General features: G+C 33.1%; 12 protein-coding genes, 1 tRNA gene and 4 pseudogenes. 7 read left to right on the plus strand and 10 right to left on the minus strand.

Translation table 11 applies throughout. The features are described 5' to 3' along the window. Window positions 1-262: 262 nt before the first annotated feature. Window positions 263-1,108, minus strand: coding sequence for a hypothetical protein (locus tag OPR37_RS03235; protein ID WP_007302842.1), 846 nt, complete (start codon window positions 1,106-1,108; stop codon window positions 263-265). 107 nt (window positions 1,109-1,215) lie between these two features. Next, window positions 1,216-1,634: pseudogene (tnpA, locus tag OPR37_RS03240) on the minus strand (IS200/IS605 family transposase). 441 nt (window positions 1,635-2,075) lie between these two features. Between tnpA and OPR37_RS06310 the strand changes: the two are divergent. Both OPR37_RS06310 and OPR37_RS03260 read left to right on the plus strand, forming a co-directional pair. Further along, window positions 2,076-3,016, plus strand: a pseudogene (locus tag OPR37_RS06310) (IS5 family transposase). A 245-nt stretch (window positions 3,017-3,261) separates the two neighbouring features. Then, the gene (locus tag OPR37_RS03260) at window positions 3,262-4,206 is read left to right on the plus strand and encodes an IS110 family RNA-guided transposase (protein WP_264336326.1); all 945 of its coding nucleotides are present in this window, start codon (window positions 3,262-3,264) and stop codon (window positions 4,204-4,206) included. Between the two features lie 347 nt (window positions 4,207-4,553). Here the strand turns inward: OPR37_RS03260 and OPR37_RS03265 are convergent, their stop codons facing one another. Together OPR37_RS03265 and OPR37_RS03270 are read right to left on the minus strand one after the other, a co-directional pair. Beyond that, window positions 4,554-5,492, minus strand: a complete 939-nt coding sequence (locus OPR37_RS03265; protein ID WP_007302834.1) for a gamma-glutamyl-gamma-aminobutyrate hydrolase family protein — start codon at window positions 5,490-5,492, stop codon at window positions 4,554-4,556. 60 nt (window positions 5,493-5,552) lie between these two features. Then, window positions 5,553-5,625: transfer RNA gene (locus tag OPR37_RS03270), tRNA-Phe, on the minus strand. A 74-nt stretch (window positions 5,626-5,699) separates the two neighbouring features. Here OPR37_RS03270 and coaD point away from each other — a divergent pair. Beyond that, window positions 5,700-6,206 carry a pantetheine-phosphate adenylyltransferase gene (gene coaD, locus OPR37_RS03275; protein ID WP_007302835.1) on the plus strand — a complete coding sequence of 169 codons (507 nt, stop codon included), beginning with the start codon at window positions 5,700-5,702 and terminating at the stop codon, window positions 6,204-6,206. 71 nt (window positions 6,207-6,277) lie between these two features. Continuing rightward, entirely contained in the window at window positions 6,278-6,487 is a 210-nt protein-coding gene (locus OPR37_RS03280) for a zinc-finger domain-containing protein (RefSeq protein ID WP_007302836.1), read from the plus strand. A 15-nt stretch (window positions 6,488-6,502) separates the two neighbouring features. Here OPR37_RS03280 and OPR37_RS03285 read toward each other — a convergent pair whose 3' ends face one another. The 3 genes from OPR37_RS03285 to OPR37_RS03295 all read right to left on the minus strand — a co-directional run bounded on the left by OPR37_RS03285 (window position 6,503) and on the right by OPR37_RS03295 (window position 9,308). Continuing rightward, on the minus strand, window positions 6,503-7,129 hold the full coding sequence (locus OPR37_RS03285) for a phosphatidate cytidylyltransferase (RefSeq protein WP_007302837.1): 627 nt from the start codon (window positions 7,127-7,129) through the stop codon (window positions 6,503-6,505). After that, window positions 7,119-7,814: a polyprenyl diphosphate synthase gene (gene uppS / locus OPR37_RS03290; RefSeq protein ID WP_007302838.1), complete on the minus strand. Its 696-nt coding sequence runs from the start codon at window positions 7,812-7,814 to the stop codon at window positions 7,119-7,121. The genes OPR37_RS03285 and uppS overlap by 11 nt, the downstream gene beginning before the upstream one ends. A gap of 276 nt (window positions 7,815-8,090) precedes the next feature. Further along, the gene (locus OPR37_RS03295; protein WP_264684791.1) at window positions 8,091-9,308 is read right to left on the minus strand and encodes a hypothetical protein; all 1,218 of its coding nucleotides are present in this window, start codon (window positions 9,306-9,308) and stop codon (window positions 8,091-8,093) included. A 143-nt stretch (window positions 9,309-9,451) separates the two neighbouring features. On the opposite strand from OPR37_RS03295, the gene odhB reads away from it, so the two are divergent. Next, window positions 9,452-10,624, plus strand: coding sequence for a 2-oxoglutarate dehydrogenase complex dihydrolipoyllysine-residue succinyltransferase (gene odhB, locus OPR37_RS03300; RefSeq protein ID WP_007302840.1), 1,173 nt, complete (start codon window positions 9,452-9,454; stop codon window positions 10,622-10,624). Window positions 10,625-10,857: 233 nt separating this feature from the next. Here the strand turns inward: odhB and OPR37_RS06315 are convergent. Then, a pseudogene (locus OPR37_RS06315) lies at window positions 10,858-11,798 on the minus strand (IS5 family transposase). 250 nt (window positions 11,799-12,048) lie between these two features. Beyond that, window positions 12,049-13,206 carry a 2-octaprenyl-6-methoxyphenyl hydroxylase gene (gene ubiH, locus OPR37_RS03320; RefSeq protein WP_007302833.1) on the minus strand — a complete coding sequence of 386 codons (1,158 nt, stop codon included), beginning with the start codon at window positions 13,204-13,206 and terminating at the stop codon, window positions 12,049-12,051. 161 nt (window positions 13,207-13,367) lie between these two features. Between ubiH and OPR37_RS03325 the strand changes: the two genes are divergently transcribed. Continuing rightward, window positions 13,368-14,003: a hypothetical protein gene (locus tag OPR37_RS03325; protein WP_052264692.1), complete on the plus strand. Its 636-nt coding sequence runs from the start codon at window positions 13,368-13,370 to the stop codon at window positions 14,001-14,003. 224 nt (window positions 14,004-14,227) lie between these two features. Here the strand turns inward: OPR37_RS03325 and OPR37_RS03330 are convergent, their stop codons facing one another. Further along, window positions 14,228-14,896 carry a septal ring lytic transglycosylase RlpA family protein gene (locus OPR37_RS03330; RefSeq protein WP_012481726.1) on the minus strand — a complete coding sequence of 223 codons (669 nt, stop codon included), beginning with the start codon at window positions 14,894-14,896 and terminating at the stop codon, window positions 14,228-14,230. Between the two features lie 26 nt (window positions 14,897-14,922). On the opposite strand from OPR37_RS03330, the pseudogene OPR37_RS03335 reads away from it, so the two are divergent. Then, a pseudogene (locus tag OPR37_RS03335) lies at window positions 14,923-15,751 on the plus strand (Mur ligase domain-containing protein); the annotation flags it as partial. Window positions 15,752-15,922 lie beyond the last annotated feature (171 nt).

Below are 15,922 nucleotides of genomic sequence, written 5' to 3' on the forward strand. Positions count from 1 at the left end.
CTGCAGACTTTTTAATCAAATTTATTAAAAAATATATTCTTCAGTGTATATCTGTCGTATATGCACTGCATTTTTTTCTAACTTTTTTTACACAGGAGGATTTTATGTCCAGAATTCCAGATACTTGACCTTTACTTTAAAACCAACTGGCGCCTATGGTTTTTATAAAAAGATTACAGGAAATAAAAATACTCTAGAGAACATGAAATAAGGATACTGAAATATAAGCTGCCTATATTTGCAAGCAGCTCATAAAGTCTTCTTATTTACTTACTCCTTGAGCAGAAGAAAGTTGTTTTGATATAGTCACACTTTCCATACTTGTTGAAGGATTCTGTGAAACTTTTACTATTTCAGAACCTTCTTTACGTAAGTAGGATAGTGCATCATACAAGGACTTCGCTTCGTATTGTTTTCCTACTTTTACTTCTTTATGTGCAGCTATTTGCTCCCAAGTGATATCATTGCTTTCAATAAGCTTGATAGAACCGTCATCACTAATATTAATTTTCATTTTACATTCTTTTTCTTCATCGTACCAATTCAAAGTCATGTTATATGAGCCATTAGCTACTTCATAAATTCTTACTCCATGCTCATCAACTCGTCCACGCATTCCTCTTTTTTCATCTCCAGGTAGCAACAATGTAACCGCCGTTATCCTATTGCTTTCAAAAAAATCATTAGTTAAAATATTACTAATGTTTATTTTTCCTTTATTATCATTCAGCACAGTTCTTGCAGTCAACATAGTTCTAATTGGACTTCTCACTCTAAGCTGTACAGATTCTACATCACTGTTTTCTATGTGTTGAGCAATTTCTTGCTTAGTTTCATCAATAATCTTGCCTTTTAGATATTTACCGTGATTTTCATTTTCTGAATTATAAGGAGAGCTATCAGCAAGAATTCGCCTTTTTGACTCTTCATCATCACAATCTAAATATTCAATTTTGCGGTCATGCTTGGTACCTAAAAATGGATGATCATCTGCTCTCACCCTATTATTCGGAGGAAAATTGAAAGTCCTATTCGGTTTATCACTCGATACTGATTCAGATATACCTTGAACAGCTTCAAAACTTTTTTTAAAAGAATTAGTTAACATTATATACCCCCTTATTCTATAAATAGTCTTATCTTAGAATGTTTTTAACATATGTCAATTCAACCACTATGGATTAAAATCCAAAGATTGAGAGAGAGCATAGAATGCTAACTTTCGACTTGAAAGTCACCAAATTTATCTTCTTTTTTAGAGTGATTTTCAATATAATTTTTTATCATTTCGTCAGTTACATTTCCGCTAGTCCTGACAAAGTAGCCTACTGCCCACAACCCAATATCTCTTTTTTAGCTCTGGAAAGTTTTGCTGGATTTTTCTGGAACTTTTTCCTTTTATTAACTGCACTAACTTACTAATACTTAAGTATGGGGGTACAGAAACGTATACGTGTACATGACTTGACGCAACTCTACCTCTGATAATTTCTACTTGATTATTTGCACATACTTCTTGTACAACTTCTTTAGCTTTCTGTCCAATATCTCCAACTAGTACTGGATATCGATATTTTGTTATCCACACTATGTGATATATATACAGAGTGACTGCTTTTTCTATAATATTCCACATTCTTTCAGATTTTTCACCTTAAAATTATATTCTTAAAAGGATGGACTTCAAGTCCAGGGTTTTTCTCCCAAATTTGGGACAATAAAAATTTGATATATTTGACATAAAAGCGTTTTAAATAATAAGAGCAAAATGGACAAATCTATTTCGTGAGTAACCAAAAACCGTTTTGTATTCATTCAGATAAGGAAAAATAGCAGATAGTGTCATGCAAGTAGCTGACACCCTTTTGGTGGACCACACACACAACTTTACAAACATTGCAATATGGCACATAGTAAATGATGTTATTCTATAACGCAAGACCTATACTCACCCAACCTAATGCATTACTTGCAATTTGGATCCCAGTGGGCTTTGTTGCACCACTCAAGGAAAGAACAGGCAGTTACTGATGGAATTTGTTATAAAATAGATATTTAGCCGACAAAGGAAAAATATGCCAATAAGAATGAAAGTCAGTAACTGCAATGAATATAACAAATTTCTTCAAGAAAGGGGAAATGTTTTTCATTATATCAACGATGCCATTGAAAATTGGTACGAAAATAGTCCAAAAGTAGCAGGTGGCAACAATGTCTACAGCGACAAAGTAGTGATTCTAATTCACATAATAACCTATCTATTCAGGATTGGTCTTAGGCAAACAGTGGGATTTATAGAGAAATATCTTGAGCAAATAGGGAAAATTTTGCAAATTATCAGCTATTCGCAGGCTTCAAGAAGGTTTAAAAAGCTTAATATCAAAATCAACGACTGCAGAGTTGATAAGAACGATATGGAAGATATTGAAATTGCTATAGATAGTACAGGTATCAGCATCTACAATAATATTCCAGGCCATAGTAAGGCAAATGGTACAGATAGAAAGTATCGCCGCTATGAGCAAACAAGATGTAATGCTAGAGATAGGTAGTAAAAAAGTTATAGCTGCAAAATACAGTAGTGGAGTTTATTCCGACCACTATGGAGCCTGTGATCTTATTGAAAGAGTGGATACCAAGTATAACATAAGCACGATATATGCAGATAGATCGAAAGAAGTTATACAAACTGTGCGATGAGCTTGACATAAAGACAAGGATTCCTCCGCAAAATAATGCAGTAGAGCATCCAAAGTTGGATTATATGAATGAGAGAAATTCTACAATCAAGCTCATAAAGTCATATGATGAAGATGGTATGAAGAGGTGGAAAAAAGAGATAAATTATTGGAAGAGATCTTATATAGAAAGTTTTTTCTCGCGACTGAAGCAAATATTTGGATTTAGTTTTAGGAATAAATCTGAGATTAATCGTGAGAAGGAACTGCTACTCAAGTGTTATTTGCTTAACAAATTTACTGAAATAGGCATGGCTAAGTTTGATATGGCTTCATGAATTTATTATACATTACCCACTATTGTAAGTTAAAAATATGATATAAAGGAGATAAGAGGGAAGATAACCCTACTCACTATAGGAATAGAGTTATCACGGGCGTGTGCGACCGACCAACTGTTGGTATTATAACCGTTCGGATCAAGGTACACTAGCCCATCTCTCGATACGTTTGAATAGTTGCATGGGACATATGTATGCACCCGTTTACAATCTTAAATTAATTAAAACTAATCGAGGTTATTATGATTACATCTTATCAAAATTTTATTGGCATTGATATTGGAAAATTTAAAAATGTTGTTGCAGTTCACAAACAGAAGAACGCTGTCGAATTCGACAATGATACTGCTGGCTGGCAACAATTGTTTCAAGATTTTTCAAATATCTTACCTAATTCTTTAGTAACTCTGGAAAACACTGGAAAATATGAGCTTGGCTTAGCACATTTTCTTGTTGATAAAGATATTGCTGTACATCGAGCTAATACTCGCAAAGTAAAAAGCTTTGTTCTATCTCATGGAACTTTAGCAAAGTCTGATCAATCAGATGCAAGAGCCCTTGCTCAGTATGGGTTTGAACGCTATAGTACTCTATCTCTATTTGCACCTATGTCAAAAGAACAAACAACCTTAGTTGCACTTTGTCAACGTCGTGATGACATTACAAAAATGAGAGCTCAAGAGAAATCTAGGCTTGCAGCACCTGAAAACGACCATATAAAAGAAAGCTGTCAGAAAACTATTGAATTCTTTAATAGCCAGATAGATGAGCTCAACAATACCATACAAAAAATTATTGATGAGAATCCAGAGTTACAAAAGCGCCAAAAAATCCTTAAAACAGTTCCAGGAATAGGTGCAAAATTATCTCAAGATTTTCTGTGTCTAATGCCAGAACTTGGTTATGTAAGTAGGGGAGAAATTGCAAGTCTTGCTGGAGTTGCACCTCATCCGAAAGAAAGTGGTAAAACTATTGGTTATCGCAGAATAAGTGGTGGCAGAAGCAACGTTCGTGAAAAGCTTTTTACAGCTGCGATGTCTGCTTCAAGGTCTAAGTCTGCGCTTGGTGCCTTCTATTCAAGGCTTGTTGGTAAAGGTAAAAAGAAGATGGTGGCTATGACAGCTCTAATGCGTAAAATCATAGTAATTGCCAATGCGAGGCTTAAAGAAGCAGTCAATGTGAATTAAAAAAATCTGCATAGAAAATAGGTTAACGAATATGTGGATAAATACGTCTACACACATTTAAAGTATTTATACACATATTCGTTAACCATAAGATCTAAGCAGTAACTGTTGTTTGATACAAAATTTTTCTATGATTAAGTTAGGGTTTTTATTGTCAAAAATGCACTTTTTACTCGAATAAAAAACAAAATTACAAACAAAAGTTGTAATGAAACTAAATTCAAAAAATTTTAAAAAACATAGTTGATCCGAAGAGCTGTGCAACAAAGCCATCCCAGTGTCAAGCACTGGGATGACAAGAAGAAAGAGTACTGGCATTACATTAAATGATTCTCCTTATTTTAGCATTAAACGCGATGAAGAAAATCATTTATAATCGCTATAGCAACTAGTGTTGAAACCTGACGTACCTTTTGGCTTGACAAACGAGAGTTTTTATCTGATTTGACAACAAGGGCTTCTAGATGACTTTGAAAGTAAATATTACTATGCTTATCTTCGATAGCTTCTATTAATCCGTCATTGGCAAACGCTGCAATTTTATATCCAAGTAGCTCTAGCCTTCTTCTATTCTCTGTAGTATTACTTACTGTACCTGAATGAGCATTCGGAAAATAAGTTGAAAACCAGCCATTTTGATTAGGTAGTAAAAATCTAGCTACCACTTTTTCCAAACTACTACCTGGAACAATTTTTATCTGCTGAAGAGGTATATTCTCTTTTTGTGGATAGGATGCTGATTTTAAATGATTCTTCTCATCATTAACAACATTTGTTATTTCAATTTCTTTTGCATGCATAATGTCTTGTAAACCACCGCATATGGCAAGCAAATGAATTGTAGGATTGTCATCTACTATTTTTACAATTGCTTCATTCACAAGCTGGCGGTAAGGGTTAAGAGCTGAATGAAAGTTATCTGAAATAAATATTCTGTTTATCTTTTGCTCTTTGATAAATTTTGCAACTTCAACTTTTATTCGATCTAGTATCAGCTTTTTTGCCAATATTTCATCTTGTTTTGCGAACTCTTCTTGGATTTCTTTTAGATTAATTATTTTGTCGTAGTCAATGAATATAGTTTTAACCCCAAAATTATTGAATATCTCATAGATATTTTGAGATTCATCTGTTTGCAATAAACCAACAATTATATTATAATTTACTGCATTTTCCACTGTCAAAGCAGGTAATTCTTTGTTTACTTTTTCACTATAAGCGATATTACTTAATAGTAGAAATGTAATTAATAGTATATTAAATATTCTATTGTAACATTTATACATTATTTCCTAAATAATTATATTAATATTATAATATATTATAGAACATTAAGAAAAAGAATGTGGCCTGAGCAGGAATCGAACCAGCGACACAAGGATTTTCAGTCCTTTGCTCTACCAACTGAGCTATCAGGCCAACTACGTACTTTCATTTTTAGATAAAAAACGTTATCATGTCCATCAAAAGTTTTTGAAGTATAGAAACAAAGAATGAACATTAGTAACAAAATAGGAATTTATCCTGGTACATTTGACCCCATAACTTTTGGGCACCTTGACATAATAAAAAGAGCATGTAAGCTAGTCGATAAGTTGATAATTGGTGTTGCAGAGAATGTTAATAAACATACTAATTTTGACATAAGACTGCGCACAAGCATGGCTAAAAATGAAGTGAAAGGAGCAGGAATTGATGCAGATATTATATCCTTTAATGGGTTGCTAGTGAAGTTTGCCAAAGAGCAAAATGCTTCTGTTATTATTAGAGGACTGAGAGCAGTATCGGATTTTGATTACGAGTTTCAAATGAGTTGGGTAAATTATAAGCTCTTTCCTGAAATCGAAACTATATTTCTTCCTGCATCTGAGGATACTCAATTTATCTCATCAAGTTTTGTAAAGGAAATAGCGAGATTAGGAGGAGATGTTAGCAACTTTGTGTCAAAAAGTGTCCAAAGTGAATTGATTAATCTAAATAGGGTAGAAAATGGAGAATAAGTATTTGTTGTCTTTTTTATTTCCAAACGAGTATGTTAGATGTGTAAAATATTGTAAGCTAAAGGAGAGACATGTTAAAAGTGAGGGATAATAATGTAATAGTTTGCTGCCGTGGTGATGAAAATGATGATGGTTCTGGTCATCCAATAGTATACTTACACAAAGAAGGAGAAATGTATTGTCCTTATTGTAATAAGTCAATGGATGAAATAGTGAGTGCCGAAGAATTTCAATCTGTTGAGGTGAAAGTAATAAGCAAGAAGGAAAGAACCAAAGGTTAATAGTACTTCATTTTTTTAGCTTATGTAAATAGCAATGAGAGGGGCAGTAAAAATGAAACTATCCATACGGTCGAGTACTCCTCCATGGCCTGGTATAATACCTCCACTATCTTTAACATTGTAAACTCTTTTGATGAGTGACTCAGTGAAATCTCCAAGTTGGGCTAGAATAGCAACTATCAAACCAATTATTGGAGAATAAAAAATTGGAAATAAACTCAAAAATATTGAGCCAAAAATTGTACACACTATTCCAGCTAAGACTGCACCAAAAAGTCCTAACCAAGTTTTCCCAGGGCTAATGATTGGACAAATTCTAGTTTTACCAAAATTTTTGCCGAAAAAATAGGCAGCAATATCGATGCTCCAAATAGTTAAGATAAGCCATACTAATGCATATTTTCCCTGTGGTAGATTATATAGGCATATTAGCGAGGCATTTGGTAGTGCGATTAATAGTAATGCGAAAATGTATAAGATTCTATTGCCCTGAGTTAGATTATACCATTCAAAAGAAGATAAAACTGCAATTGAAAAAATTAGTAGATAAAATGATAAATCACTGAAATATGTAGCAAAAGAAAATATGAGTAATATTACTATTGAGGACAATATTCTAACCATAAAGTTATTATCTACCATATTTTTTTTCTCTTTTCGTATAATCTTCTAGTGCTTTGGTCAAATCTTGACAAGAAAAATCGGGCCACAAAGTATCACAAAAATACAATTCAGCATAAGCTGCTTGCCATAATAAAAAATTGCTTAACCTTTTTTCGCCACCAGTGCGAATTAATAAATCCAATTTTGGCAAATCTTTAGTATACAGAAATTTTTCAAATTCCTCTTCCAATACGCAATCAATATTTCCTTTTATGACGTTGTTGATAGCATGTATAATTTCCTGCTTTGCTCCATAACTAACTGCAACAGTGAGTAATAGACCATCGTTCTTATGTGTCACTTCTTCTGCTTTTTTGATTTGATCGAATATTTTACTGGGCAATAGACTTAAATTGCCAATAAAATTTAACTTAATGTTACAATTGTAAATGAATTTCATTTTATCTTCATTAGTTAAAGTGTAGTAAAATAAATTAAATAGGTAGTCTGTTTCGTTTTCAGATCTGAGCCAATTTTCCATGGAAAATGCATACAAAGTTAAGTAAGGTATGGCCAGGACTGTGCAATGCTTAGCAATATCAAATGCAACCTCACTGCCTTTTCTATAGCCATCAATTTTTACCCTTCCTTGATTGTTTGCCCACCTACCATTACCATCCATAATAATTGCTAGATGTTTTGGCAGAGATTCTAGATTCAACATTTGAATTCAACCTGTTCTAATTAGCTTAATGTCTATATCTCTGTATGAAACGTTCACTATATCCACCTAAAACTATATTATTACTGAAAAATCATTGATAGTCTATATTACAAAAATTTTCTCAACCTCGGTGTCAGCTGCCAGTGATTTTACTAAGAAATATGGCAAAAATGGTCTAAATTGAGCGTGTTTTCTTAATTTGATGCGTATGGTTTATTTAACACCCTCTTAAATTTATAAAGCAAAACCTTGGATATAAACACTTTTTAAGCTATGTCATGATATGTAACTGACTTGCATTTTTTCTTTCCGTGTCCCACTTAAGACATTACTAGGCCCATTTTTATCTTCTGGTAGTTTTATAATATCGCTAAGACTAGAATGACTACACATGGATTTTAACTCTTCAAAAGGAGTAAAACCGATTCCATTAACAACTTTCTGATTTCCTAGTAATTCTATTGTATCTACGTAGTTAAGATTATCACGATAAAATATGAGTCGAAATTTTTTAATGTTAAAAGAAATGATATTCTCAACAACCTCCTGATTTTTTAGTAGTCTTACAATATCGCTAAAGAGAAACTTATCATTACAAAGTATGAATTTAAGTTTTTCATAATCAATAAAATTGATGTGCTCAACAACTTGTTGATTTTCTAGCAACCTTATAATCTTGTAACTGCTACTAGTATAATTGCTACTATTAAACTTATCGCTATTATGAATGAGTTCAAATTTTTCATAATCAATAAAACAGAGGTATTCAACAACTTTTTGATTTCCTAATAACTCCATAATATTTTCACCACTAAACTTATTACTCTTGAGTATAAGTTGAAGCTTTTTATCACCAATAGAGTTAATTCGATCAATAGAACTCTGATCTTTTAGTAATTCTGTAACATTTTGCTCACTAAGCTTACCATCACTCTCAACTATCATCCATTGAATAAGACGGATATTCCTAATATCATTTTGATTTTTTGGTGGTATTCCCACATCTGCATCGTTGCAAAACTGAACATCATCAACATGTTTTTCATTAATTCCTTTATTTCCTAGTGCTTCTTTAGCGAAGTTATTCGGATCATTTTTTTCATCTTCCTCGTAATCATAATATCCATAATTTTCTCCATTCTCCTCACTATCACTACTTTCGAATTCATTGTTGATATTGCAAATCTTTCCACCTTTTAGTATTTCTAGAATATTGTGCTCCGCAGGTGCATTATTTAGCATGGACCTAAACATTTCATCATCATAATCGTTGATGTGATTAACAATGCTCTCATCTAATAATAATTCTTCAATACCTTTGTGACTAAACTTATTATGATACTTGCATAAGATTTTAAGCTTACTGTAATCCATTGAATTGATGCCATCAACAACTCTTTGATTTGATAGTAATTCTCTGTTATAAGTCTTACATATCAGTTGAAGTTTTTCGTTATATAAGTCTTCTGCATTGCCTGCCTTATCAAAATCCATAATCTTATTTCAATTTACTTAGTATTTTAATTTTGCATGTATTAGGAGGAAAGAATCAAGCATAAGGCCTAATGAATTTATTAGTTTATTTATGTTTCTTTTCATGTATAAATTTATAGAAAGTTTTATATAGAAGTTATTTTATGAGCAAAATTATAGAAATCAGAGCGCCAAAAACTCTTGGTGGTGAATCAGTTACGGAAGGTATAGTAAAAATAAAGAAAAATATCGGCGAAGCAGTAAAAGTAGATGACTTGATCTTTGAAATTGAAACTGATAAAACGGCGCTAGAACTAACTGCAGAAGCTTCAGGACAAATAACTGAATTTTTTGTGAAAGAAGATGATATAATTAGCCCTGATCAATTACTGGCAAAACTTGCTGCAGGAGAAGTAGAAGAAGAAGTGAAAAAAGAAGATAAAGGCGAAGGCCCTGATAAAAAAGATGCCCCTTCAGCTCGTAAAATTATGGAAGAAAATGCAATTAGTGCAGAAAATGTAAAAGGAACTGGCATGGGAGGTAGAATAACTAAAGCGGATGTGATAGACCATATGAGTAAAGCTGAACAACCTTCGGTAAAACAATATGAATCGCCAAAAAGTGTAGTAAGTGGAGAGAGAAGAGAAGAGCGAGTGAAAATGAGCAAAATAAGGCAAGTAATAGCTGCTCGTTTGAAAGCATCGCAAAATACTGCTGCAATACTGACCACGTTCAATGAAATTGACATGAAAAACGTCATGGATCTGAGGGCAAAGTATAAAGAAACTTTTGAAAAGAAATATGGAATAAAACTGGGTTTCATGTCGTTTTTTATAAAGGCAGCAGTGCAAGCACTAAAAGAAATTCGTGAGATTAACGCTGAGATTTCAGGTGATGAAATTGTATATAAAAATTACTATGACATAGGTGTTGCTGTTGGCACTGATAAAGGTCTTGTTGTACCAGTTATTCGTGATGCTGATCAAATGTCATTTGCTGAAATTGAACTAACTTTAGTTGCTCTTGGCAAAAAAGCACGAGAAGGTAAGCTGCAAGTATCGGAAATGGAAGGTGCAACATTTACTATCTCAAACGGTGGTGTATATGGTTCACTTCTTTCTACTCCGATAATAAACCCTCCGCAATCTGGAATACTTGGCATGCACTCAATACAAAATAGGCCAGTTGCTGTGAGTAGCTCAATTGAAATCAGACCTATGATGTACATTTCCCTCTCTTACGACCACAGAATAGTTGATGGCAAAGGAGCAGTTACTTTCCTTGTTAAAATCAAAAATTACATAGAAGATCCAAATAGATTGGTTTTGGAAATTTAAACAGATTAAAAAAAGACAAGTAAGTTTTTCTGAAGTTTTTAAGGTGGGTGTTACAGCTGTACAAACATTTGTTTATAAAGGTAACTTATACGAAAAATGGTCAGTGCTTACTGTACGAGCATTGTGATTTAGGCCTAAAAAATGCGAGTAGCCCATTTGGTGTCATCCTAGTAGCTGACACTGGGATGGCTTTGTTGCACAGCTCTTCGGATAGTGGGTAATGTATAATAAATTCATGAAGCCATATCAAACTTAGCCATGCCTATTTCAGTAAATTTGTTAAGCAAATAACACTTGAGTAGCAGTTCCTTCTCACGATTAATCTCAGATTTATTCCTAAAACTAAATCCAAATATTTGCTTCAGTCGCGAGAAAAAACTTTCTATATAAGATCTCTTCCAATAATTTATCTCTTTTTTCCACCTCTTCATACCATCTTCATCATATGACTTTATGAGCTTGATTGTAGAATTTCTCTCATTCATATAATCCAACTTTGGATGCTCTACTGCATTATTTTGCGGAGGAATCCTTGTCTTTATGTCAAGCTCATCGCACAGTTTGTATAACTTCTTTCGATCTATCTGCATATATCGTGCTTATGTTATACTTGGTATCCACTCTTTCAATAAGATCACAGGCTCCATAGTGGTCGGAATAAACTCCACTACTGTATTTTGCAGCTATAACTTTTTTACTACCTATCTCTAGCATTACATCTTGTTTGCTCATAGCGGCGATACTTTCTATCTGTACCATTTGCCTTACTATGGCCTGGAATATTATTGTAGATGCTGATACCTGTACTATCTATAGCAATTTCAATATCTTCCATATCGTTCTTATCAACTCTGCAGTCGTTGATTTTGATATTAAGCTTTTTAAACCTTCTTGAAGCCTGCGAATAGCTGATAATTTGCAAAATTTTCCCTATTTGCTCAAGATATTTCTCTATAAATCCCACTGTTTGCCTAAGACCAATCCTGAATAGATAGGTTATTATGTGAATTAGAATCACTACTTTGTCGCTGTAGACATTGTTGCCACCTGCTACTTTTGGACTATTTTCGTACCAATTTTCAATGGCATCGTTGATATAATGAAAAACATTTCCCCTTTCTTGAAGAAATTTGTTATATTCATTGCAGTTACTGACTTTCATTCTTATTGGCATATTTTTCCTTTGTCGGCTAAATATCTATTTTATAACAAATTCCATCAGTAACTGCCTGTTCTTTCCTTGAGTGGTGCAACAAAGCCTGCTGGGATCCAGTTTTTCGTTTCATCAAATTTAGCATAACTCAAGTTTGCTTATAAATTTTTCTGGATGCCAGTGTCTGGGCACTGGCATGACATTATGGAATTTGAGCTCCAGTGTCAACTACTCTAATGATACCTGATTATGATGAAAGAAATCTAATGATTTATATAAACCCCATAGCATGTCGAACGAAGCTTTTTTTAAGAAAATCTGAATTTTCAACTACCATTAAACCAAGATTTCTCAGAACTTGAGCGCAAAGTATTCTGTTGGAAAATATTCTATTTAGTCCATCAGTTGCAAGTGCCATAGTAAAATTATCAAAGTATCTGTCATATGAAATTTTCTTCAATAGATAATTACTGCCAACATCAATGCCAGAGGATTTTGCAGCAGTTATTTGTCTAATAACACTCTCTACATCTCTCATTCCAAGGTTAAGTCCTTGACCTGCAACCGGGTGGATTGAATGTGCTGCATCGCCAATCAGCAAAATTCTGCTTTTATGCAGCTTTCTTGCAAAAGAAAAACTCAAAGGATAGAATCTTCTTTCACCCTCTAATTCAATTTCTCCCAAATAAGAACCAAATCTTTTTTTGAGTTCTATGACAAATTCCTCTTCGGATAAGCTCATCAGCATTTTTGAAATTTCGCATTTTTCTGTCCAAACTATTGAAGAAGTATAGCCACCTTTCATTGGCAAAATTGCAAATGGACCACCAGGAAAAAACCGCTCTACAGCTAAGTTTTGGTGATGTAATTCATGTTTTACATTAAATACCATGCTATTTTGTTTATAATCAAATTTTATCATTGGTATAGAAAACAACTCTGGCAACCTAGAGTTTTTACCTTCAGCACAGATAAATAGTGATGATATCAATTTTTGATCATTATCAAGAGTAACTTCCATGTATCCTTCGTCACAAGAGATTGTTTTATAGGAACGTGGAGAATATATATTGAGTTTATGCAAAAAATTTTTATTGATTGCATTCCATATAATAGCGCTCTTGATTACATAGCCCATTGGCTCTTCACCAACCATTTTATGGTCATAATGCACAGTAAATGGACTATCTCCATCTAATATGCATATATCAAGTATTGGTTCAGTTTCGCCTTCTAAGAGCCGCCAAATCCCTAATTTTTCTAGTATTTTTTTTGATCCTTGAGAAATGGCAAATGCTCGATTATCATCAACTGCACGTGGTAAACTATTTTTCTCAATTACGGCTACAGATACAGAGTCATTACTCAGGCCAATAGCAGTAATAAGACCAATTAGCCCACTACCTGAAATGATTACATCGTAATTCATTTTATTAACCTAAAATTATATTATACCCATTTTGAAAATAGTTTAAACGAACTTTGTAGACACTGAACTTCTCATTACTATCTTAGTTATAACCAAAATAGTAATAAAATATTAATTATTTTACACTAAATTAGGTCTAATTTTATTAAAGGAGCTAGATTATGACTACAGATTGCAAAAAAGAATTACTAAATTGCATTAGCAAGTACAGAGAAGAACTTGCAGAAAATAAAGCAGCAATTAGACAAACTTTAACTAGCGATAAAATTAATATAAGCGATTACTTTTATAAGGGTGATAAAATCTGTAACAAAGAGCTGTTTAACATAGGAAGTGAGTGTCAAGATAAAAAATATGGTAGTCGACAAGAATATACGTATGATGAGTGGAAGGAAAAAATTGAAAAACCTCATGCTAAAGATTTGCTAAAGATGTTACAAAATGAAATCAAAGGTAAAATATTAAAAAGTTTTGAAGATTATGAAAAATATCATAAAAATTCTACTGAAGCTATAAAAAGAGAATTAGACATAGATTCAAAATTAAAGGCAATACTCAAAGAAAAGCAACAACCAGAAACTGATGAAACTCGAGCATATTATGACGTTATACGAGGTTTATATGAAAATGGAGACATGCGCTCTCAACTAAAGTGCAATGATCTTGATTGTTTTAATAGAACAATAGAAGATAATCTATCTCAAAAACAATCCGAGCTAGCTGCTATAAAGGATGACTTTTTGGATAATACGCAAAATATTTTTCAACATATTCAAGTTGAAGATAGTATTTTTTAGAGAAATAAGATTATGCTATTTTTTTAATGAAATTTCTTAAGTGGTAGATTATTTTTTACAGCTACATCTGAGGTAGCTGTCACTACCTGAAATGTAACAAATAAAATACCAATCTTAAATATTGCTATATTTCACGATAGTTTCTCAATTTAACGCACATGCTTTTGGAACATTCTCATTTGTCAAATAGTTTCTGTCATGCTACACAATCTGTAATGCAGGTTTTAACTTACTTTTACGCAATATTGATCATTCTTGAAAAGCAATCTAACATTTTCTATTCCTTGATTACGAAGCTTTGATGCAGCTGATTTAGCTACCTGAGCGTTTACAAAAAATGCTACATATCCCTTACTTTCTGCATTGTTTTGTTTTGGGTGACGTTTCTGCATTTCTTTTTCATATTGCCTTTTGTAATGAGGAGTATTTTGTATCAATTGTTCTGACCTCTTTCTTAAGTACTCGACTTTTACCTTCGCAAGCCCAGACTTATGAAGTCCTAAAACTTGTGCTGCTTTTTCTGACAAGTCTATTATTCTACCTTCAACAAATGGCCCTCTATCATTAACTCTTATAACAAGCTTTCTTCCATTTTCTAAATTAGTAACACGAACAAAGCAGGGTAGGGGCAAGGTCTTATGTGCTGCAGAAATCAAGTGACGATTAAACACTTCACCGTTGGCTGTAATTGTGCCATGATCTTCTATTCCATACCACGATGCTATTCCTACTTCTTCGTAACAGCTACAGTATTTTGGGTGGTAGGTGATACCATTTATTGTATAGCTATTGCCAATTTTATAATGACCTGCAGTGTGATTACACCTATTGCTAAAACTACAACTACTCATCAAAACGAATATTAGACATAGAAAGGCTAGTTTTTTTATCATTGTACTTAGTGAAATGGTTCGATACCATGAGGATTTTAAATTATACTATAATAAATTTAGTAATAAGTAAACGTCTACTGCCAAATATGCACAGCACTAAAAAAGAAGTAATACATATAATCGGTATAGGTGGAATTGGAATGAGCGCAATTGCTGAAATTCTTCATAATTCCAGTTATAAAGTTCAAGGCAGTGATACGCGATCAAACGACAATATAGATAGGTTACAAAAATTAGGTATAGAGGTCTATATTGGTCACGATGCAAGTAGTATTAGACAAGCTCAAATAGTTGTACATTCTTCCGCAATAAAACCTGATAATGTGGAGCTAGTTGCAGCAAGAAATAACAATAAAACCGTTTTGCATAGGTCAGACATGCTGGTTAAAATTATGAAAGGTAAATATGTGATAGCAGTTTCAGGTTCAAGTGGCAAGACGACGACGACAGCTATGATTGCTTCCATTTTTGATCATTCTGGTGCTGACGCCACTGTAATTGTTGGAGGAATATTAAATTCCTATCAGAGTAATGCAAAACTTGGCAAAAGTGACATTTTCTTAATTGAGGCTGATGAGTCTGATGGAACTATGTTAAAAATTCCTGCAGATATTGCTGTTGTAACAAGTATTAATGACGACCATATAGACCATTACGGTACATTTAACGACATCAAAAATGCGTTTTCTAGATTTGTAAACAACGCGAATTTTGCTATTTTGCCTGATTCTGCAGACATCAATCATGATGCGAGTAATTCTATAAAGTTTTGGTTTGGAAATGGTAAAATTAGAGCTAGCAACATCAAACAACACAATAATAGCATAGAATTTGACGTGCTGATTAGTATAAACGAAAGTAATCGTATTCCATTGTCCACTACTCGAGTAGTTGAGAGTGGTGGAATAAAAGCAGCTCTTGATTCGTCACTTCAATGCTTGAAACTGGATTCTCGTTTCAATGTTAAACAAGATACTATAGAATTTAAGAGGACAATCCCTAGAAAATCTCTACATTCAAAAAAAG

Source organism: Wolbachia endosymbiont (group B) of Lycaena phlaeas, from assembly GCF_947251875.1.
Lineage (GTDB): Bacteria > Pseudomonadota > Alphaproteobacteria > Rickettsiales > Anaplasmataceae > Wolbachia.